A 14273-nucleotide genomic window follows, 5' to 3' on the forward strand; every position below is an offset into this window, starting at 1 on the left:
CAGTCGGCGATCTGGATCTTCGGCGGCATCGCGGGGGGGGTGCGCGGCCGGCGGGCGCGCGGGGGGCCCGGAGGCGACCCGCGACCGGTTGGAGGCGGAGGCCGCCGCGATCCGGGCGAGCGCCCTCGCCGGGCAGATCGTCGACGCCCGGGCCCGGCGGATCGCCGCCATCGCCGACGCCCGCGCGTTCGGCGACGTCCGCCTGCTGGCGCAGATCATCGTCGCCTTCGACGTCCCCACGCTGTGGACGAGCCGCGAGTACGGGACCCTCGACCTCACCGTCGTGGAGGCCACCGACGAGGCGCTGGCGAGCCTCCCCGAGACCGAGCCGGAGTCGCGGGTCAGGCTGCTGACCACGCTGGCGATCGAGTCGGAGGGCGAGCAGCACGACCGGGGCGCCGCGGCCGCCGCGGAGGCGCTGCGCCTGGCCCGCGCGCTGGGCACGCCCGAGCTGATCGCCCTCGCCCTCAACGGCGCCTACATCAACGCCTACCGGAACGCGGAGGGGCTCACCGAGCGGCGCCGGTACGCGTCCGAGCTGCTCGACCTCGCCGTCGAGCACGACCTCGGCACCTACCGCGTCCTCGCGCACCTGCAACTCCAGCAGACGAGCGTCGCCGCGCTCGACCTGCCCGCCGCGCACCGGCACCGCGCGGAGGGGCGCCGGCTCGCCGAGCAGTACGGGCTGCCGCTGCTGGCCCGCATCGCGGACTGGTACACGGCCCTGGTGCGCGCCTTCGCCGCGCGCCCGGAGGAGGCGGAACGCGCGTTCGCCGAGGTCGGCGGCTCCATCGGCCGGACCCGGATCTGGTTCAGCGAGCGCGGCATGGCGCTCCTCGGCCCGTTCTGCCTGCGGCTCGTCCAGGGGCGGGCCGAGGAGGCGATGGAGGAGGCCGCCTGGCTGCACGAGCAGTGGAGGCACGTCGCCGCGACCGCCGACATCTACGCGCTCACCCTGGCCTCCGCGGGCCGCACCGCCGAGGCCCGCCGGGTGGTGGCGGGCGCCGGGCCCGTGCGGCTCGACTACTTCTTCGACCTGACCATGGCGGTCCGCGGCCTGCGCGCCGTCGCCCTGGACGACCGCCCCCTGGCCGAGGAGGCCTACGCGGCGCTGCTGCCCTACGAGGGCCACTTCTCCGGCGGCGCCACCGCCGTCGCGACGGTCGGCCCGGTCGCGCAGGTCCTCGGCGACCTCGCCCGCTTCCTGGACCGGCCAGCCGAGGTCGCCGCCGCCCACTACCGCACGGCGGCCGAGGTCGCGGACCGGCTCGAAGCCCCCTTCTGGGCGGAGAAGGCCACCGCCTCCCTCACGGCCCTGGGCACAGCGGCGTGACCCCGCCCCCCTCCAACCCGACTAAACTGGCGGGCGCATCTACGGCCGCGGAAGGCAAGGTCGCCGATGCCGGCGATGGAGGGTCGCAAGGCCCGAACAAGGAGAAAAGGCCATAAGCGCACCCGTCCCCATGGACGCACTGACCCCGGCCCCTGCCGCAACCACGCAACAACCTCAATGGTTGCGATCGCGTCCGAAGGCAGGTTCGAGCGTGCGAGAACCTGATCGCGCAGCGAGCCGCCAAGGCGAGACGAAGCGATGCCAGCGATCGCCCGCGGTGCTCGACGATGGAGGGCCGCAAGGCCCGAAGGAGGAGAGCGCTGCAATGAGCACAGCGAGACGGAGCGATGCCAGCGATCGCTCGCTTTTCTCGACGATGGAGGGCCGCAAGGCCCGAAGGAGGAGAGAAAGGCCATGAACAGCGGTTTCGCTTGCTTCATCGGGCGGCCCAATGTGGGCAAGTCGACGTTGATGAACGCGCTGGTGGGGACGAAGGTGGCGATCACCAGCAGCCGTCCGCAGACGACGCGGCGGACCATCCGGGGGATCGTGCACCGTCCTGACGCGCAGCTCGTGGTGGTCGACACCCCCGGCCTGCACAAGCCCCGGACGCTTCTCGGGGAGCGGCTCGACAGCCTCGTGCGGTCCACGCTGACCGAGGTGGACGTGATCGGGTTCTGCGTGCCGGCCGACCAGCCGGTCGGGCCCGGCGACAAGTACATCGCCAGGGAACTGGCGGGGGTGAAGAAGACGCCCGTGGTCGCGATCGTCACGAAGACCGACCTCGCCGCGCCCGAGCAGGTCGCCGAGCAGCTCCTCGCGGTCGGGCGGCTCGGGGAGTTCGCCGACATCGTGCCGTGCTCCGCCGAGAGCGGCTTCCAGGTCGGCCTCGTCGGCGACCTGCTGATCTCCCGTCTGCCGGAGGGGATGCCGCTCTACCCCGAGGGCGATCTCACCGACGAGCCCGAGCAGGTCCTCGTCGGCGAGCTGATCCGCGAGGCGGCGCTGGAGGGCGTCCGGGACGAGCTGCCCCACTCGATCGCCGTCGTCGTGGACGAGATGGCGCCCCGCGAGGGACGCGACGACCTCGTCGACGTCTACGCGCACCTGTTCGTCGAGCGGTCCAGCCAGAAGGGGATCATCATCGGGCACAAGGGCTCGCGGCTGCGGGAGGTCGGCGCGGCGGCGCGCCGGCAGATCGAGGCGCTGCTCGGCACGAAGGTGTTCCTCGACCTGCGCGTCAGCGTCCTCAAGGACTGGCAGCGCGACCCCAAGCAGCTCCGCAGGCTCGGCTTCTACGACTGACCGGCGTCCTCCGGGTCCTGCTCGGAGGCCCGGGGCGTTCCGCCGGGCTCCTTCTTCGGGGCGTCCTCGGGGGCCGGTGGGTGCTCGTGCAGTGGGTCTTCGTGCGCTGGGTCCTCGTGTGGTGGGTCCTCGGGCGGGGGGCCCTGGCGGCCCCATGCCCGGTCCTCCGACGGCCAGGCCGCGTACTCGCCGGTCGGGGACTGCTCCGGGTACTGCGGGCCGGTGTACGGGGGGCCGGTGTACTGCTGGTCGACGTACTGCTGGTCGGTGGAGAGGTGCTGCGGGTGGTCGCCGTCCGGTTGCCGCTGCGACTTCGCGACCTTGTCGCTGACCGGGCGGGCGAGGCTGAAGCCGACCACGAGCAGGGCCGCGACGACCGCGAGGTACCAGCCGAACCGGACGGTGATCTGGTAGCCGAGGTCCAGGCCGGTCCGGGGCAGGTCGTCGCGGACGTGGCCGAGCCGCAGCACGAAGATCCCGCACACCAGCAGGGCGAGCATGCCGGGGACCGCGGCGAGCGCGCCGATCCGGGCGTCGCGCCCGATCAGGTCCCAGGCGGCCAGCGCGATCGCGATCACGGCGAGGACCGGGACGGCGAGGACGATGTCGTCGGCGTCGATCCCCGCGACGCTGCCGAGGTCGCGGCTCAGCGAGCGGCCGAACAGGTCGACGACGACCTCGGCGCGCGCCCACGGCAGGAACGCCGACACCAGCAGGAGCGACGCGGCGGCGATCAGGGCGAGGACCCAGGCGGCGCCGCCGGTCCGGGGGGAGGCGGCGGGCGGTGAGGGGACGGTCCCGGCCTGGCCGTCGTGCTGCGGCGGGTAGCCGTCGACGGGCGGCAGGAAGGACGGGCGCGACCGCGCGCGTCCCGCGTCGGATCCCAGGTCACCGGTCATGAACCCAGCGTAAACGCACGGCGGGCATTGTCCGGGAGGGCCACCCGGGGCGCCCGCGGGTCGGTAGGTTGGGGCGAAGTCCGTTATGGGAGGAGAGCGCCGGTGTTGCTCGTTTTTGGCCTGACGGCGGTGTTCCGTACGGTCAGCGAGGGGACGTTCCACTGCCCGCGGTGCGGTGGCGACCGCGCCTACCGCAGGCGCGCCGGACGCCGCTGGTTCTCGGTCTTCTTCGTGCCGATGGTGCCGCTGTGGCGCCTCGGGCAGGCCGTGGAGTGCCGCACCTGCCGCGCCCGCCTCCCCGTGTCGGCCCTGCGGGCGCCGACCGCGCAGCAGATGGCCGAGGCCCTGGCCGCCGGGATGCGGGCCGCCGCGGCCCTGGTGCTGCGCTCGGGCGACCCGGCCGACGCCGCGGCCCGCGCCCGCGCGGTCGCGACGGTCGCCGGGTACGGCGAGCCCGACTACGACGCGGACGCCGTGGACACCGATCTGGCGCTGCGCCGGACGTTCCTCGAGCAGGAGGTCGTCCAGGCCGGGGCGTACCTCGCCGTCGAGGCCAAGGAGTGGTTCCTCGCGCAGGCCGTCCGGATCGGGCTGGCGGACGGCCCGCTCGGCGAGGGGGAGCGGCTCGCCCTGCACGGCATCGCCGACCTGCTCGGCATGTCCCGCGCCTACGCGCTCGGCGTCATCGTGACGACGGAGGGGGCGGCGCGCTGACATGGACGCCGCCGCCGGTCCCGCACCCGCGGGTAGGGCGCTGGTCCGGCCGCCGGGCCCGCGTCTCGCCGAGGGCCTCGTCACCCATGCCGCCCGCCGCCCGGTGGACGTGGAGCTCGCCGCGCGCCAGCACGCGGCGTACGTCGCGGCGCTGCGGGCGGCGGGATGGAGCGTCCGCGCCGTCGCGCCCGCCGACGACCTGCCCGACGCCGTGTTCGTCGAGGACGCCCTGGTCGTGTGCGGCGACGTGGCCGTCCTCTGCCGGTCCGGGGCGCCGAGCCGCCGCGGCGAGGCCGCCGGCGCGGAGCGGGCCGCGCGCGACCTCGGCCTGCGCGTCGAGCGGATCGAGGAGCCGGGGACGCTGGACGGCGGGGACGTCCTGGACGTCGGCGGCACCGTCTACGTGGGACGCGGCGCCCGGACGAACGAGGAGGGCATCTGCCAGCTGGCGCGCCTGCTGGGCGGCCGGAGGGTCGTCCCGGTGGACGTCCGCGGCTGCCTGCACCTGAAGTCGGCGATGACCGCCCTGCCGGACGGCGGCCTCATCGGCGTCCCGGAGATGGTGGACACCGCGGTGCTGCCGTGCCTGCGGGTCGCCCCGGAGCCGGAGGGCGCCCACGTGGTGGTGCTCGGGCCCGACCACGTCCTCATGGCGGCCTCCGCCCCGCGCACGGTCGCCCGGCTGGCGGCCGACGGGCTGCGCGTCACGAGCGTCGACATCAGCGAGTTCGAGGCGCTCGACGGCTGCGTGACCTGCCTCTCCGTGCTAGTCCCCGGACCGGGGCCGGGGCCACGGGACGGGCACGACGTCTCAACATCCGGACGCCGGTTTCCGTAACGCGGATGGCATCTGTTAACTTGGCGGACGTGTTGCGTGAGCTGCTCCTCCTTAGCGGCCGCAGCGGGGCCCCGTAACCAGGCCGGCTCCCTCGCTGCGGGGCTTCGCCGTGGACGTCGGCCGTGAGGTTCGAGCAGAGAGAACTCAACGGATGTATCCGCAACAGCAGACTTCCGGCATGCCCTTCCAGCGCTACAAGCCGTTCGCGCCCGTCAGGCTGCCCGACCGGACCTGGCCCGACCAGGTGATCACCGAGGCTCCCCGGTGGTGCGCGGTCGATCTGCGCGACGGCAACCAGGCGCTGATCGACCCGATGGACTCCCACCGCAAGCTCAGGATGTTCGAGCTGCTGGTGCGGATGGGCTACAAGGAGATCGAGGTCGGGTTCCCGGCGGCCAGCCAGACCGACTTCGACTTCGTCCGGCAGATCATCGAGGAGGACCGGATCCCCGATGACGTCGTCGTCCAGGTGCTGACGCAGGCCCGTCCCGAGCTGATCGAGCGGACCTTCGAGGCGGTGCGCGGCGCCAAGCAGGCCATCGTCCACCTGTACAACTCGACCAGCACGCTGCAGCGCCGCGTGGTGTTCGGGCAGGACAGGGACGGCATCACCGCGATCGCGGTGGAGGGCGCGAAGCTGTGCGCCAAGCTCGCCGAGGACATGGGCGACACCGAGATCTACTTCCAGTACTCGCCCGAGTCGTTCACCGGCACGGAGCTGGAGTACGCCGTGGAGGTCTGCAACGCCGTCAACGACGTGTGGCGGCCGACGCCGGACCGGAAGGTCATCGTGAACCTGCCGGCGACGGTGGAGATGGCCACCCCGAACGTCTACGCCGACCAGATCGAGTGGATGAGCCGGAACCTGGCCTACCGCGACTCCGTCATCCTGTCGCTGCACCCCCACAACGACCGCGGGACGGCCGTCGCCGCCGCCGAGCTCGGCTACATGGCGGGCGCCGACCGCATCGAGGGCTGCCTGTTCGGCAACGGCGAGCGCACCGGCAACGTGTGCCTGGTCACCCTCGGCCTGAACCTGTTCACCCAGGGCGTCGACCCGCAGATCGACTTCTCCGACATCGACGAGATCCGCCGCACGGTCGAGTACTGCAACCAGCTGCCCGTGCACGAGCGGCACCCCTACGGCGGCGACCTGGTCTACACCGCGTTCTCCGGCTCCCACCAGGACGCCATCAACAAGGGCTTCGACCACCTGCGCCGCGACGCCGAGGCCGCGGGCGTGCCGGTGGAGCAGTACGGGTGGGAGGTCCCGTACCTGCCGATCGACCCGCACGACGTCGGCCGGACGTACGAGGCCGTGATCCGGGTGAACAGCCAGTCCGGCAAGGGCGGCGTCGCCTACGTCATGAAGACCGAGCACGCGCTGGAGCTGCCGCGCCGCCTCCAGATCGAGTTCTCCCGGGTCGTGCAGGAGCACACCGACAGCGAGGGCGGCGAGGTCACGGCCGAGCGCATGTGGGAGATCTTCGAGGCGGAGTTCCTCGCCAACGGCCCGCGCGCCGGGCTGCTGGCGCACCGCACGACGTCCCGGGTGGACGAGAAGGACGCGCTCAGCTGCGACGTCCGCGTGGACGGCGAGATCCGCGAGATCGAGGGCGTCGGCAACGGCCCCGTCTCGGCGTTCGAGGACGCGCTCACCGCGGTCGGGATCAACGTCCGGGTGCTGGACTACGCCGAGCACGCGATGAGCGCGGGCGGCGACGCGCGCGCCGCCGCCTACGTCGAGTGCGACGTGCGGTTCGGCGACGGCGAGGGCACGACGGTGTGGGGCGTCGGCATCGACGGCAACATCGTCACCGCGTCCCTCAAGGCGATGCTGTCGGCCGTCAACCGGGTGGCCCGCGCGCAGGGGAGCTGAGAGGCCGGCGGTCTCGGGCTCAGGTGCTTCCGGGCCCCTGAACCCGAGACGAAGCGGTCAGATGCGACCGAGGACGTGGTGGACCAGTTCACGAAGGGGCCCGTGGAGCTGGGCCTCACCGACGGTGGTCCGGTCGCCGTCGATGTCGATTTCGTACAGGAACTGGTCAGGGATTCGGCCCGGCGGCGGCACGCTCTTCAGATCGACGCGGCCGACGAGCCTGGACAGCATGGGATCGCTGGCGCTGTCGGACTCGGCGCGCCGCTCGATCCCCGCAAACCCCCCGCTGCGGACGACTGTCACTTTCACTGCGTTTCGTTCGCCTCCAGGGAGACGCCTACCCCCGTCCAGGCCTGATTCACTGCCTCGGTCTCGGCGGCCTCGGCCCCGTACAGCGCGGTGGCGGCCCGGACCGTCGCGGCGGCGAAGCCGGCGAAGTCGACGTCGGCGGCGAGGGAGCCGCCCGTGAGCGTCTCGTACCAGACGCGTCCGGCCTTCTCCCAGGCGTTGCCGCCGATGGCGGTGGCGACGAGGTAGAAGGCGTGGTTGGGGATCCCCGAGTTGATGTGGACGCCGCCGTTGTCGCGGTAGGTCTCGACGTAGTCGTCCATGTGGCCGGGCTGCGGATCCTTGCCGAGCTGCGGGTCGTCATAGGCGGTGCCGGGCGCCTTCATGGAGCGGAGCGCGACGCCGCTGACGCCCGGGGCGAGCAGCCCCTGCCCGATGAGCCAGTCGGCCTGGTCGGCGCCGTGGCCGAGATGCCACTGCTTGACGAGCGAGCCGAACACGTCGGACACGGATTCGTTGAGCGCGCCGGACTGGCCGTAGTACTCCAGGTTCGCCGTGTACTGGGTGACGCCGTGGACGAGCTCGTGCCCGGTGACGTCGAGGGGCGCGGTGAAGTCGGTGAACAGGACGCCGTCGCCGTCGCCGTACACCATCTGCTCGCCGTTCCAGAAGGCGTTGTCGTACCTGTCGCCGTAGTGGACGGTCGAGACCATCGCGAGGCCCGCGCCGTCGATCGAGTCGCGCCGGTACACGGCCTCGAAGAAGTCGAAGGTCGCGCCCAGCCAGTCGTAGGCCCGGTCGGCGGTCGGGTCGCCGGTGGCCGGGGCTCCCTCGGCCCGCACCGTGCGGCCGGGCAGGTCCTCGCGGTGCCCGGCGTCGTTGATCGTCCGGTGGGGGACGAAGTCCTCGGACGGGGAGGGGGCCCCGGCCGCGGCCGTCCGCCGCTCGGCGAACTGGGCGGAGGTGAGCGCCAGCGTACGGCGGGCCCGGCCGCGTATGGCCGGGTCATCGGCATCGCGGGCGATCCGTTCCAGCATGTGCGGTGGCACGATGTGGCATCTCATGCCACAACGCTGCCAGGTGCCCGTGCTTCCGGCCATGACTTTCGGGGGACCGCTACGGCCGAATCCGGTCACGTTGCGTGTTCGGCTTGCGGCGCAGCGGGGTCGCTGGTGTGACTTGTGAAGATCCTGGGGAGATGCCCCCGGCGCACCGAGGCATCGGGCGGCGTGCGTCAGAATGAACGGGTGACCCTGTACCGCGACGAAGGCATCGTCCTGCGCACCCAGAAGCTGGGCGAGGCCGATCGCATCGTCACGGTGCTGACCCGGCGGACCGGCCGGATCCGCGCCGCGGCGAAGGGGGTCCGCAAGACCAGATCCCGGTTCGGCGCGCGGCTGGAGCCGTTCACGCACGTGGACCTGCAGCTGTACGAGCGGCGCTCCCTCGACCTGATCACGCAGGCCGAGACCTTGCGGCCGTACGGGGAGGCGCTGGTCACCGACTACCCCCGCTACACGGCGGGGACGGCGATGCTGGAGACCGCGGAGAAGCTCACCAGCGAGGAGGGCGAGCCCGCGCTGCGGCAGTTCCTGCTGCTGGTCGGCGGGCTGCGCACGCTCGCCGAGCGCACGCACGACCCCCGGCTCGTCCTGGACGCCTACCTGCTGCGCTCGCTGTCGGTCGCCGGCTGGGCGCCCGCGCTCGACGAGTGCTGCCGGTGCGGCAACCGCGGCGGGCTGCGCGGATTCGCCATCGCGGCGGGCGGCGCGGTGTGCGCCGGCTGCCGCCAGCCCGGCGCCGCGACACCGGCGCCGCCGACGTTCGCGCTGATGCTGGCGCTGCTGCGCGGCGACTGGGAGTACGCCGACGGCAGCGAGCAGCGCCACCGGATGGAGACCAGCGGCCTGGTCGCCGCCTACCTGCAGTGGCATCTGGAGCACGGGATCCGTTCCCTGCGCCATGTGGAGCGCGAGACGCGCGACGACGACACCGATAGGGAGAGAGTTTGAGCAGGGCCGTATCGCCGCCGGAACCGCACCGGGACGGCGCCACCCCGCCCCCGATCCCCGCGGACCTGGTGCCGCGGCACATCGCCATCGTCATGGACGGCAACGGCCGCTGGGCCAAGGAGCGCGGCCTGCCGCGCACCGAGGGGCACAAGCGCGGCGAGGACTCGCTCTTCGACGTGATCATGGGCGCGATCGAGCTCGGGGTCCCCTACCTGTCGGCGTACGCGTTCTCCACCGAGAACTGGAAGCGCTCGCCCGACGAGGTGCGCTTCCTCATGGGCTTCAACCGGGACGTGATCCGCCGCCGCCGCGACCAGCTCCACTCGATGGGCGTGCGGGTGCGCTGGGCGGGACGCCGGCCCCGGCTGTGGCGCAGCGTCATCAAGGAGCTGGAGACGGCCGAGGAGATGACGCGCGACAACGACGTCCTCACCCTGCAGTTCTGCGTGAACTACGGGGGCCGCGCCGAGATCGCCGACGCCGCCGCGGCGATCGCCCGTGACGTGCGGGACGGACGGCTCGACCCCGGCAAGATCAACGAGAAGGTCTTCGCCCGCTACCTGGACGAACCCGGCATCCCCGATGTCGACCTGTTCCTGCGCTCCTCCGGAGAGCAGCGCACGTCCAACTTCCTGCTCTGGCAGTCCGCCTACGCCGAGATGGTGTTCCTGGACACCCTCTGGCCGGACTTCGACCGCCGCCACCTCTGGCACGCCTGCGAACTCTACGCATCCCGCGACCGCCGCTACGGCGGAGCTGTGCCTAATGCAGTGGGTGTGGTTCAGGGGCCTGCGGGCGCCTGACTGCGTTTCATAGCGGTGGGGGTGGGGCACCCGCCCCACCCCCACCGCGTGTGATCGCCGGTGCGAGACCACTCTCTCCCAGCCACCGCCGCAACCACGCGACGACCTCAAGGCTCGCGATCGCGTCCGAAGGCAGTTTCGAGCGAAGCAAGAAACTGATCGCGCAGCGAGCCTTCAGGCGAGTCGGAGCGATGCGGCGATCGCACGCAGTGCCCGACGATGGAGGGCCCTCAGGGCCCGAAGGAGGAGGGCACTGCCTTAGATGAGCGCTGCGTCAAGGGTGATCTTGGTGCCGGCCAAGGCCTTGCTGACGGGGCAGCCCTCCTTGGCGGTCTGGGCGGCCTTCTCGAAGTCGGACGCGGACAGGCCGGGGACGCTGGCCCGGACGGTCAGGTGGATGCCGGTGATGCCCTCGCCCGGCTGGAAGGTGACCTCGGCCTTGGTGTCCACCTTCTCCGGCGGGGTGCCGGCGCCGGCGAGGCCGTGCGAGAGCGCCATCGAGTAGCAGGTGGAGTGCGCGGCGGCGATGAGCTCCTCGGGGCTCGTCCGGCCGCCGGGCTCCTCCGACCGCGACGCCCAGGTCACGTCGTAGGTGCCGAGCTTCGAGGAGTCCAGCGAGACGGTCCCCTGGCCGTCCAGGAGAGAGCCTTCCCAATGCGCGTTCGCGGTGCGTGTCGTAGCCATGCTCCGATTCTTCACCATGGCGCGGCGGGCGGATCACCCGAACCGCGGGAACGCCCCGCGCCGGAGGGCCGGTGCGGGGCGTTCCGCCGGGATCGGGGCTAGTTGACGTTCACCGCGGACCAGGCCGCGGCGACGGTGTTGTACTGGGTGCTGCCCGCGCCGTAGAGGTCCTTGGCCGCGTTCAGGGTCGCGGTGCGCGCCCCCGCGTAGTTGGTCGAGGACGTCATGTACGTGGTCAGCGCCCGGTACCAGATCTTCGTGGCGGCGTCACGGCCGATGCCGGTGATCGTGGAGCCGTTGGACGTGGGGCTGTTGTAGGAGACGCCGTTGATCGTCTTCGCGCCGCTGCCCTCGGACAGCAGGTAGTAGAAGTGGTTGGCGACGCCCGAGGAGTAGTGCACGTCGAGGTTCTTGGTGCTGGTCGACCAGGAGTCGGCGGAGCTGCCGTCCTTGCTGGGCTTGTCCATGAAGCGCAGCGCGGGCTTGCCGAAGCCGGGCAGGACGACCTCCTCGCCCACCAGGTAGTCGCCGACGTCGTTGGAGTTGTTCGCGTAGAACTCCACGGCGGCGGCCATGATGTCGGACGTCGCCTCGTTCAGCCCGCCGGACTCCCCGCTGTAGGTGAGGTTCGCGGTGGAGCTGGTGACGCCGTGGCTCATCTCGTGCGCGGCCACGTCCAGGGACGTGAGCGGGCCGAGCTGGCTGCCGTCGCCGTCGCCGTAGGTCATGCAGAAGCACGAGTCGTCCCAGAAGGCGTTGGCGTAGCCGCTGCCGTAGTGGACGCGGTTGTAGGACCCCTTGCCGTCGCCCGCGATGCCGGTGCGGCCGAAGACGTTCTTGTAGAAGTCCCAGGTCTCGTTGGTGCCGAACTGGGCGTCGACGGCGACGGTGGCGCGGTCGGACGTCGTGCCGCTGCCCCAGTGGTTGTCGGCGTCGGTGAACAGGGTGGCGGGGGCGCGGTGGAAGCACCAGCTGAGGAAGCAGAGGTCGGTGTCGTTCTGGGCGTCACCGGTGTAGGTGTTGCCGCGCGTCGGGTCCTTCAGCTGGTAGGTGCCGCCGGACAGCGTCGTCTGGAGCGGGACGGTGCCGGTGTAGAGGGACTTGCCGTCGCCCGCCTCGGTCTTGATCGTCTCCTCGTTCAGCAGCACCTTGCCGGTGGCGGCGTCGACGGAGGTGAGGATGCGGCTGGGCGTCCCGTCGGCCTTCTTCCCGACGGTCTGGACGCGCCAGGCGAGGCGCGGGGCGTGGTCGGCGGTGCGGGACTCCACGACGAGCGCGGGGGAGCCGTCGGCCTTGCGGTTCTTGGTGACGGCGCGCTTCTGGGCGGTCTTGGCGGAGACCTCCGGGCTGGAGTCCGACGGCGCCTTGGCGAGGGTGAGGCTGGTGCCGCGCCACGTCCCGGCCGCCGTCTCGTGGACGACGATGTCGCCGCCCAGGACGGGCAGGCCGTTGTAGGTGCGGGTCATGCGGGTGTGCGAGGTGCCGTCGCGGTCGATGCCGACCCCGACCACCTGGAACGCCTGCCCGTCGCCGCCGCGCACCTCGGCGGCGCGGCCGGTGAGCGCCCGGAGCGCGTGCTCGGCGGCGGCGCGCGGACTCGGTGGGGACGCCGGCTGCCGCGCGGAGGCGGGGAGCGCGGTGGCGGCCGACGCGAGCAACGTCGCCGAGGCCAGGAGCGTGATCCTTCGGCTGGTGAACGCCCGTCTTGTCATGAACGCCCTCTCGTGCGGGCGCCACGCTCCCCCGAGGACCCTCCGTCGGGCCCGCCGTGGCGACGGGACATTTATGACATAGGGCTACTGGGAAGTAGATATAGCAATTTGACAAGAAACGCCTACAGAGCGTGTGAATTACCGGCCTTGTCCGAGTTCAAGGAGCGGAGGACCTGCGGGCGCGGGGGTTTCGTGGGCTTCAGGACGGCTTCGCGGCGCAGTTCGCGCACGTCCCGAAGACCTCCACGGTGTGGGTGATGTCGACGAAGCCGTGCTCGGCGGCGATCGTGTCGGCCCAGCGCTCCACGGCCGGGCCCTCGACCTCGACCGTCCGGCCGCAGTCGCGGCAGACCAGGTGGTGGTGGTGCTGCTCGGTGCGGCAGGCGCGGTAGACGGCCTCGCCCTCGTCGGTGCGCAGCACGTCGACCTCGCCCGCGTCGCTGAGCGCCTGCAGCGCCCGGTAGACGGTGGTGAGGCCGATCTTGGAACCGTCGGCGCGCAGATCGGCGTAGATGTCCTGGGCGCTGCGGAAACCCTCGCAGCCGGCCAGCACCTGCCGTACCGCGTCCCGGCGGGCCGTCGTCATCCCCTCAGCACCTCCGCCTCGGCATCCACACGCGGCGGGGCGCCGGGCCCGGCGCCCCCCGCGGTGACGGCGTCGGCCGCGGCACGGGAGCGCCTGCGGCGCACCACCGAGCCCCCGGCGACCGCGGCCACGAACACCGCGAGCGCCAGCAACACGATCGAGGGGCCCGGGGGAAGATCGTACTGGAAGGAACCCGCCAGCCCCGCCACGGCCGACAGTACACCGATCCCCATCGCGGCCAGCATGGTGCTCCAGAATCCCCGCGTGAGCTGCTGCGCCGCCGCCACCGGGACGACCATCAGCGCGCTGACGAGCAGCAGCCCGATCGCGCGCATCGAGATCACCACCGTGACCGCGGCGGTCGCGGCGATGAGCACGCTGAGGAACCGGACGGGCAGCCCTGCCGCCCGCGCGACCTCCTCGTCCTGGCAGAGCAGGAACAGCTCGCGCCCGAACACCGCGACGATCGCCAGCACGACCGCGGCGAGCCCCGCGACGACGTACAGGTCGTTCACCGTCACGCTGCTGATCGAGCCGAACAGGTACGACTGCAGGCCCGCCGAGCCGCCGCCGTCGACGCTCGTCAGGATGACGCCGCCCGACAGCCCGCCGTAGAACAGCAGGGCGAGCACGGCGTCCGCGCCGCTGCGGCTCCGCGCCCGCAGGACCTCGATCGCGACGGCGCCGAGCACCGACACCACCAGCGCCCCGAGGACGGGGGAGGTGCTGGTGAGCAGCCCGAGCCCGATGCCGGTGAGCGCGATGTGGCCGATGCCGTCGCCGAGCAGGGACAGCCTGCGCTGGACCACGAACGTCCCCACGGCGGGGGCGGTCAGCCCGATGAGCACCGCCATGGCCAGGGCGACGCGCATGAAGTCGTAGTGCAGCATCTCGCTCACGCGGGCCTTTCGAGGGTCTGCCGGGTGGTCTCGCGGACGACGCGGCCGTGCCCGAGCTCGACCGTGCGGGTGACGAGCGGCTCCATGGGCCCGAGCTCGTGCGCGACGAGGACGACCGTGCGCCCGGCGCGGGCGAGTTCGTGCAGCGCGGACGCGAGCGCCGCCTGGCTGCCCGCGTCCACGCCGGCGGTCGGCTCGTCCATCACGAACGCGTCGGGTTCGCCGGCGTCCTTGCCGTCGATGCCGTTGTCGCTGCCGTAGAGGGTAATGACCTTGACCTCGTCGCGCTTCTGGCCGTAGCGGTCGACGCGTCCCTCGCGC

14 protein-coding genes and 1 pseudogene are annotated in these 14273 nt (G+C 72.3%); 7 read left to right on the forward strand and 8 right to left on the reverse strand.

The window, feature by feature from the left end:
• Positions 1-88: 88 nt before the first annotated feature.
• Entirely contained in the window at positions 89-1333 is a 1245-nt protein-coding gene (locus AB0K37_RS33630; RefSeq protein ID WP_363987860.1) for a hypothetical protein, read from the forward strand.
• A gap of 414 nt (positions 1334-1747) precedes the next feature.
• A complete protein-coding gene (era, locus tag AB0K37_RS33635) occupies positions 1748-2638 on the forward strand; it encodes a GTPase Era (RefSeq protein ID WP_363987861.1) in 891 nt (296 codons plus the stop codon).
• On the opposite strand, the gene AB0K37_RS33640 is transcribed toward era, so the two are convergent.
• Positions 2629-3537, reverse strand: coding sequence for a hypothetical protein (locus AB0K37_RS33640; RefSeq protein ID WP_363987863.1), 909 nt, complete (start codon positions 3535-3537; stop codon positions 2629-2631). The genes era and AB0K37_RS33640 overlap by 10 nt on opposite strands.
• A gap of 102 nt (positions 3538-3639) precedes the next feature.
• On the opposite strand from AB0K37_RS33640, the gene AB0K37_RS33645 reads away from it, so the two are divergent.
• From AB0K37_RS33645 to leuA, 3 genes are all read left to right on the forward strand, one after another.
• A complete protein-coding gene (locus AB0K37_RS33645; RefSeq protein WP_363987865.1) occupies positions 3640-4251 on the forward strand; it encodes a hypothetical protein in 612 nt (203 codons plus the stop codon).
• Between the two features lies 1 nt (position 4252).
• Positions 4253-5089, forward strand: coding sequence for a dimethylargininase (ddaH, locus tag AB0K37_RS33650; protein ID WP_363987867.1), 837 nt, complete (start codon positions 4253-4255; stop codon positions 5087-5089).
• Positions 5090-5240: 151 nt separating this feature from the next.
• Positions 5241-6968 carry a 2-isopropylmalate synthase gene (gene leuA, locus AB0K37_RS33655; protein WP_363987868.1) on the forward strand — a complete coding sequence of 576 codons (1728 nt, stop codon included), beginning with the start codon at positions 5241-5243 and terminating at the stop codon, positions 6966-6968.
• A 57-nt stretch (positions 6969-7025) separates the two neighbouring features.
• Here the strand turns inward: leuA and AB0K37_RS33660 are convergent, their stop codons facing one another.
• On the reverse strand, positions 7026-7271 hold the full coding sequence (locus AB0K37_RS33660; RefSeq protein WP_179833582.1) for a protealysin inhibitor emfourin: 246 nt from the start codon (positions 7269-7271) through the stop codon (positions 7026-7028).
• Positions 7272-7273: 2 nt separating this feature from the next.
• Positions 7274-8293, reverse strand: a complete 1020-nt coding sequence (locus AB0K37_RS33665) for a M4 family metallopeptidase (RefSeq protein WP_363987870.1) — start codon at positions 8291-8293, stop codon at positions 7274-7276.
• Positions 8294-8503: 210 nt separating this feature from the next.
• On the opposite strand from AB0K37_RS33665, the gene recO reads away from it, so the two are divergent.
• Together recO and AB0K37_RS33675 are read left to right on the forward strand one after the other, a co-directional pair.
• The gene (gene recO, locus AB0K37_RS33670; RefSeq protein WP_363987872.1) at positions 8504-9268 is read left to right on the forward strand and encodes a DNA repair protein RecO; all 765 of its coding nucleotides are present in this window, start codon (positions 8504-8506) and stop codon (positions 9266-9268) included.
• Positions 9265-10071 carry an isoprenyl transferase gene (locus AB0K37_RS33675; RefSeq protein ID WP_363987874.1) on the forward strand — a complete coding sequence of 269 codons (807 nt, stop codon included), beginning with the start codon at positions 9265-9267 and terminating at the stop codon, positions 10069-10071. Before recO ends, AB0K37_RS33675 begins: the two co-directional genes overlap by 4 nt.
• Before the next feature lie 258 nt (positions 10072-10329).
• On the opposite strand, the gene AB0K37_RS33680 is transcribed toward AB0K37_RS33675, so the two are convergent.
• From AB0K37_RS33680 to AB0K37_RS33700, 5 genes and pseudogenes are all read right to left on the reverse strand, one after another.
• The gene (locus AB0K37_RS33680) at positions 10330-10755 is read right to left on the reverse strand and encodes an OsmC family protein (RefSeq protein WP_363987876.1); all 426 of its coding nucleotides are present in this window, start codon (positions 10753-10755) and stop codon (positions 10330-10332) included.
• A 98-nt stretch (positions 10756-10853) separates the two neighbouring features.
• On the reverse strand, positions 10854-12467 hold the full coding sequence (locus AB0K37_RS33685) for a M4 family metallopeptidase (RefSeq protein ID WP_363987878.1): 1614 nt from the start codon (positions 12465-12467) through the stop codon (positions 10854-10856).
• 199 nt (positions 12468-12666) lie between these two features.
• The gene (locus AB0K37_RS33690; protein WP_089312674.1) at positions 12667-13053 is read right to left on the reverse strand and encodes a transcriptional repressor; all 387 of its coding nucleotides are present in this window, start codon (positions 13051-13053) and stop codon (positions 12667-12669) included.
• The gene (locus AB0K37_RS33695) at positions 13050-13952 is read right to left on the reverse strand and encodes a metal ABC transporter permease (protein ID WP_363987880.1); all 903 of its coding nucleotides are present in this window, start codon (positions 13950-13952) and stop codon (positions 13050-13052) included. The genes AB0K37_RS33690 and AB0K37_RS33695 overlap by 4 nt, the downstream gene beginning before the upstream one ends.
• Positions 13949-14273, reverse strand: a pseudogene (locus AB0K37_RS33700) (hypothetical protein); the annotation flags it as partial. The gene AB0K37_RS33695 and the pseudogene AB0K37_RS33700, both read right to left, overlap by 4 nt.

Origin of the sequence: Actinomadura sp. NPDC049753 (assembly GCF_040674655.1) — a bacterium.
Classification (GTDB): Bacteria; Actinomycetota; Actinomycetes; order Streptosporangiales; family Streptosporangiaceae; genus Spirillospora; species Spirillospora verrucosospora.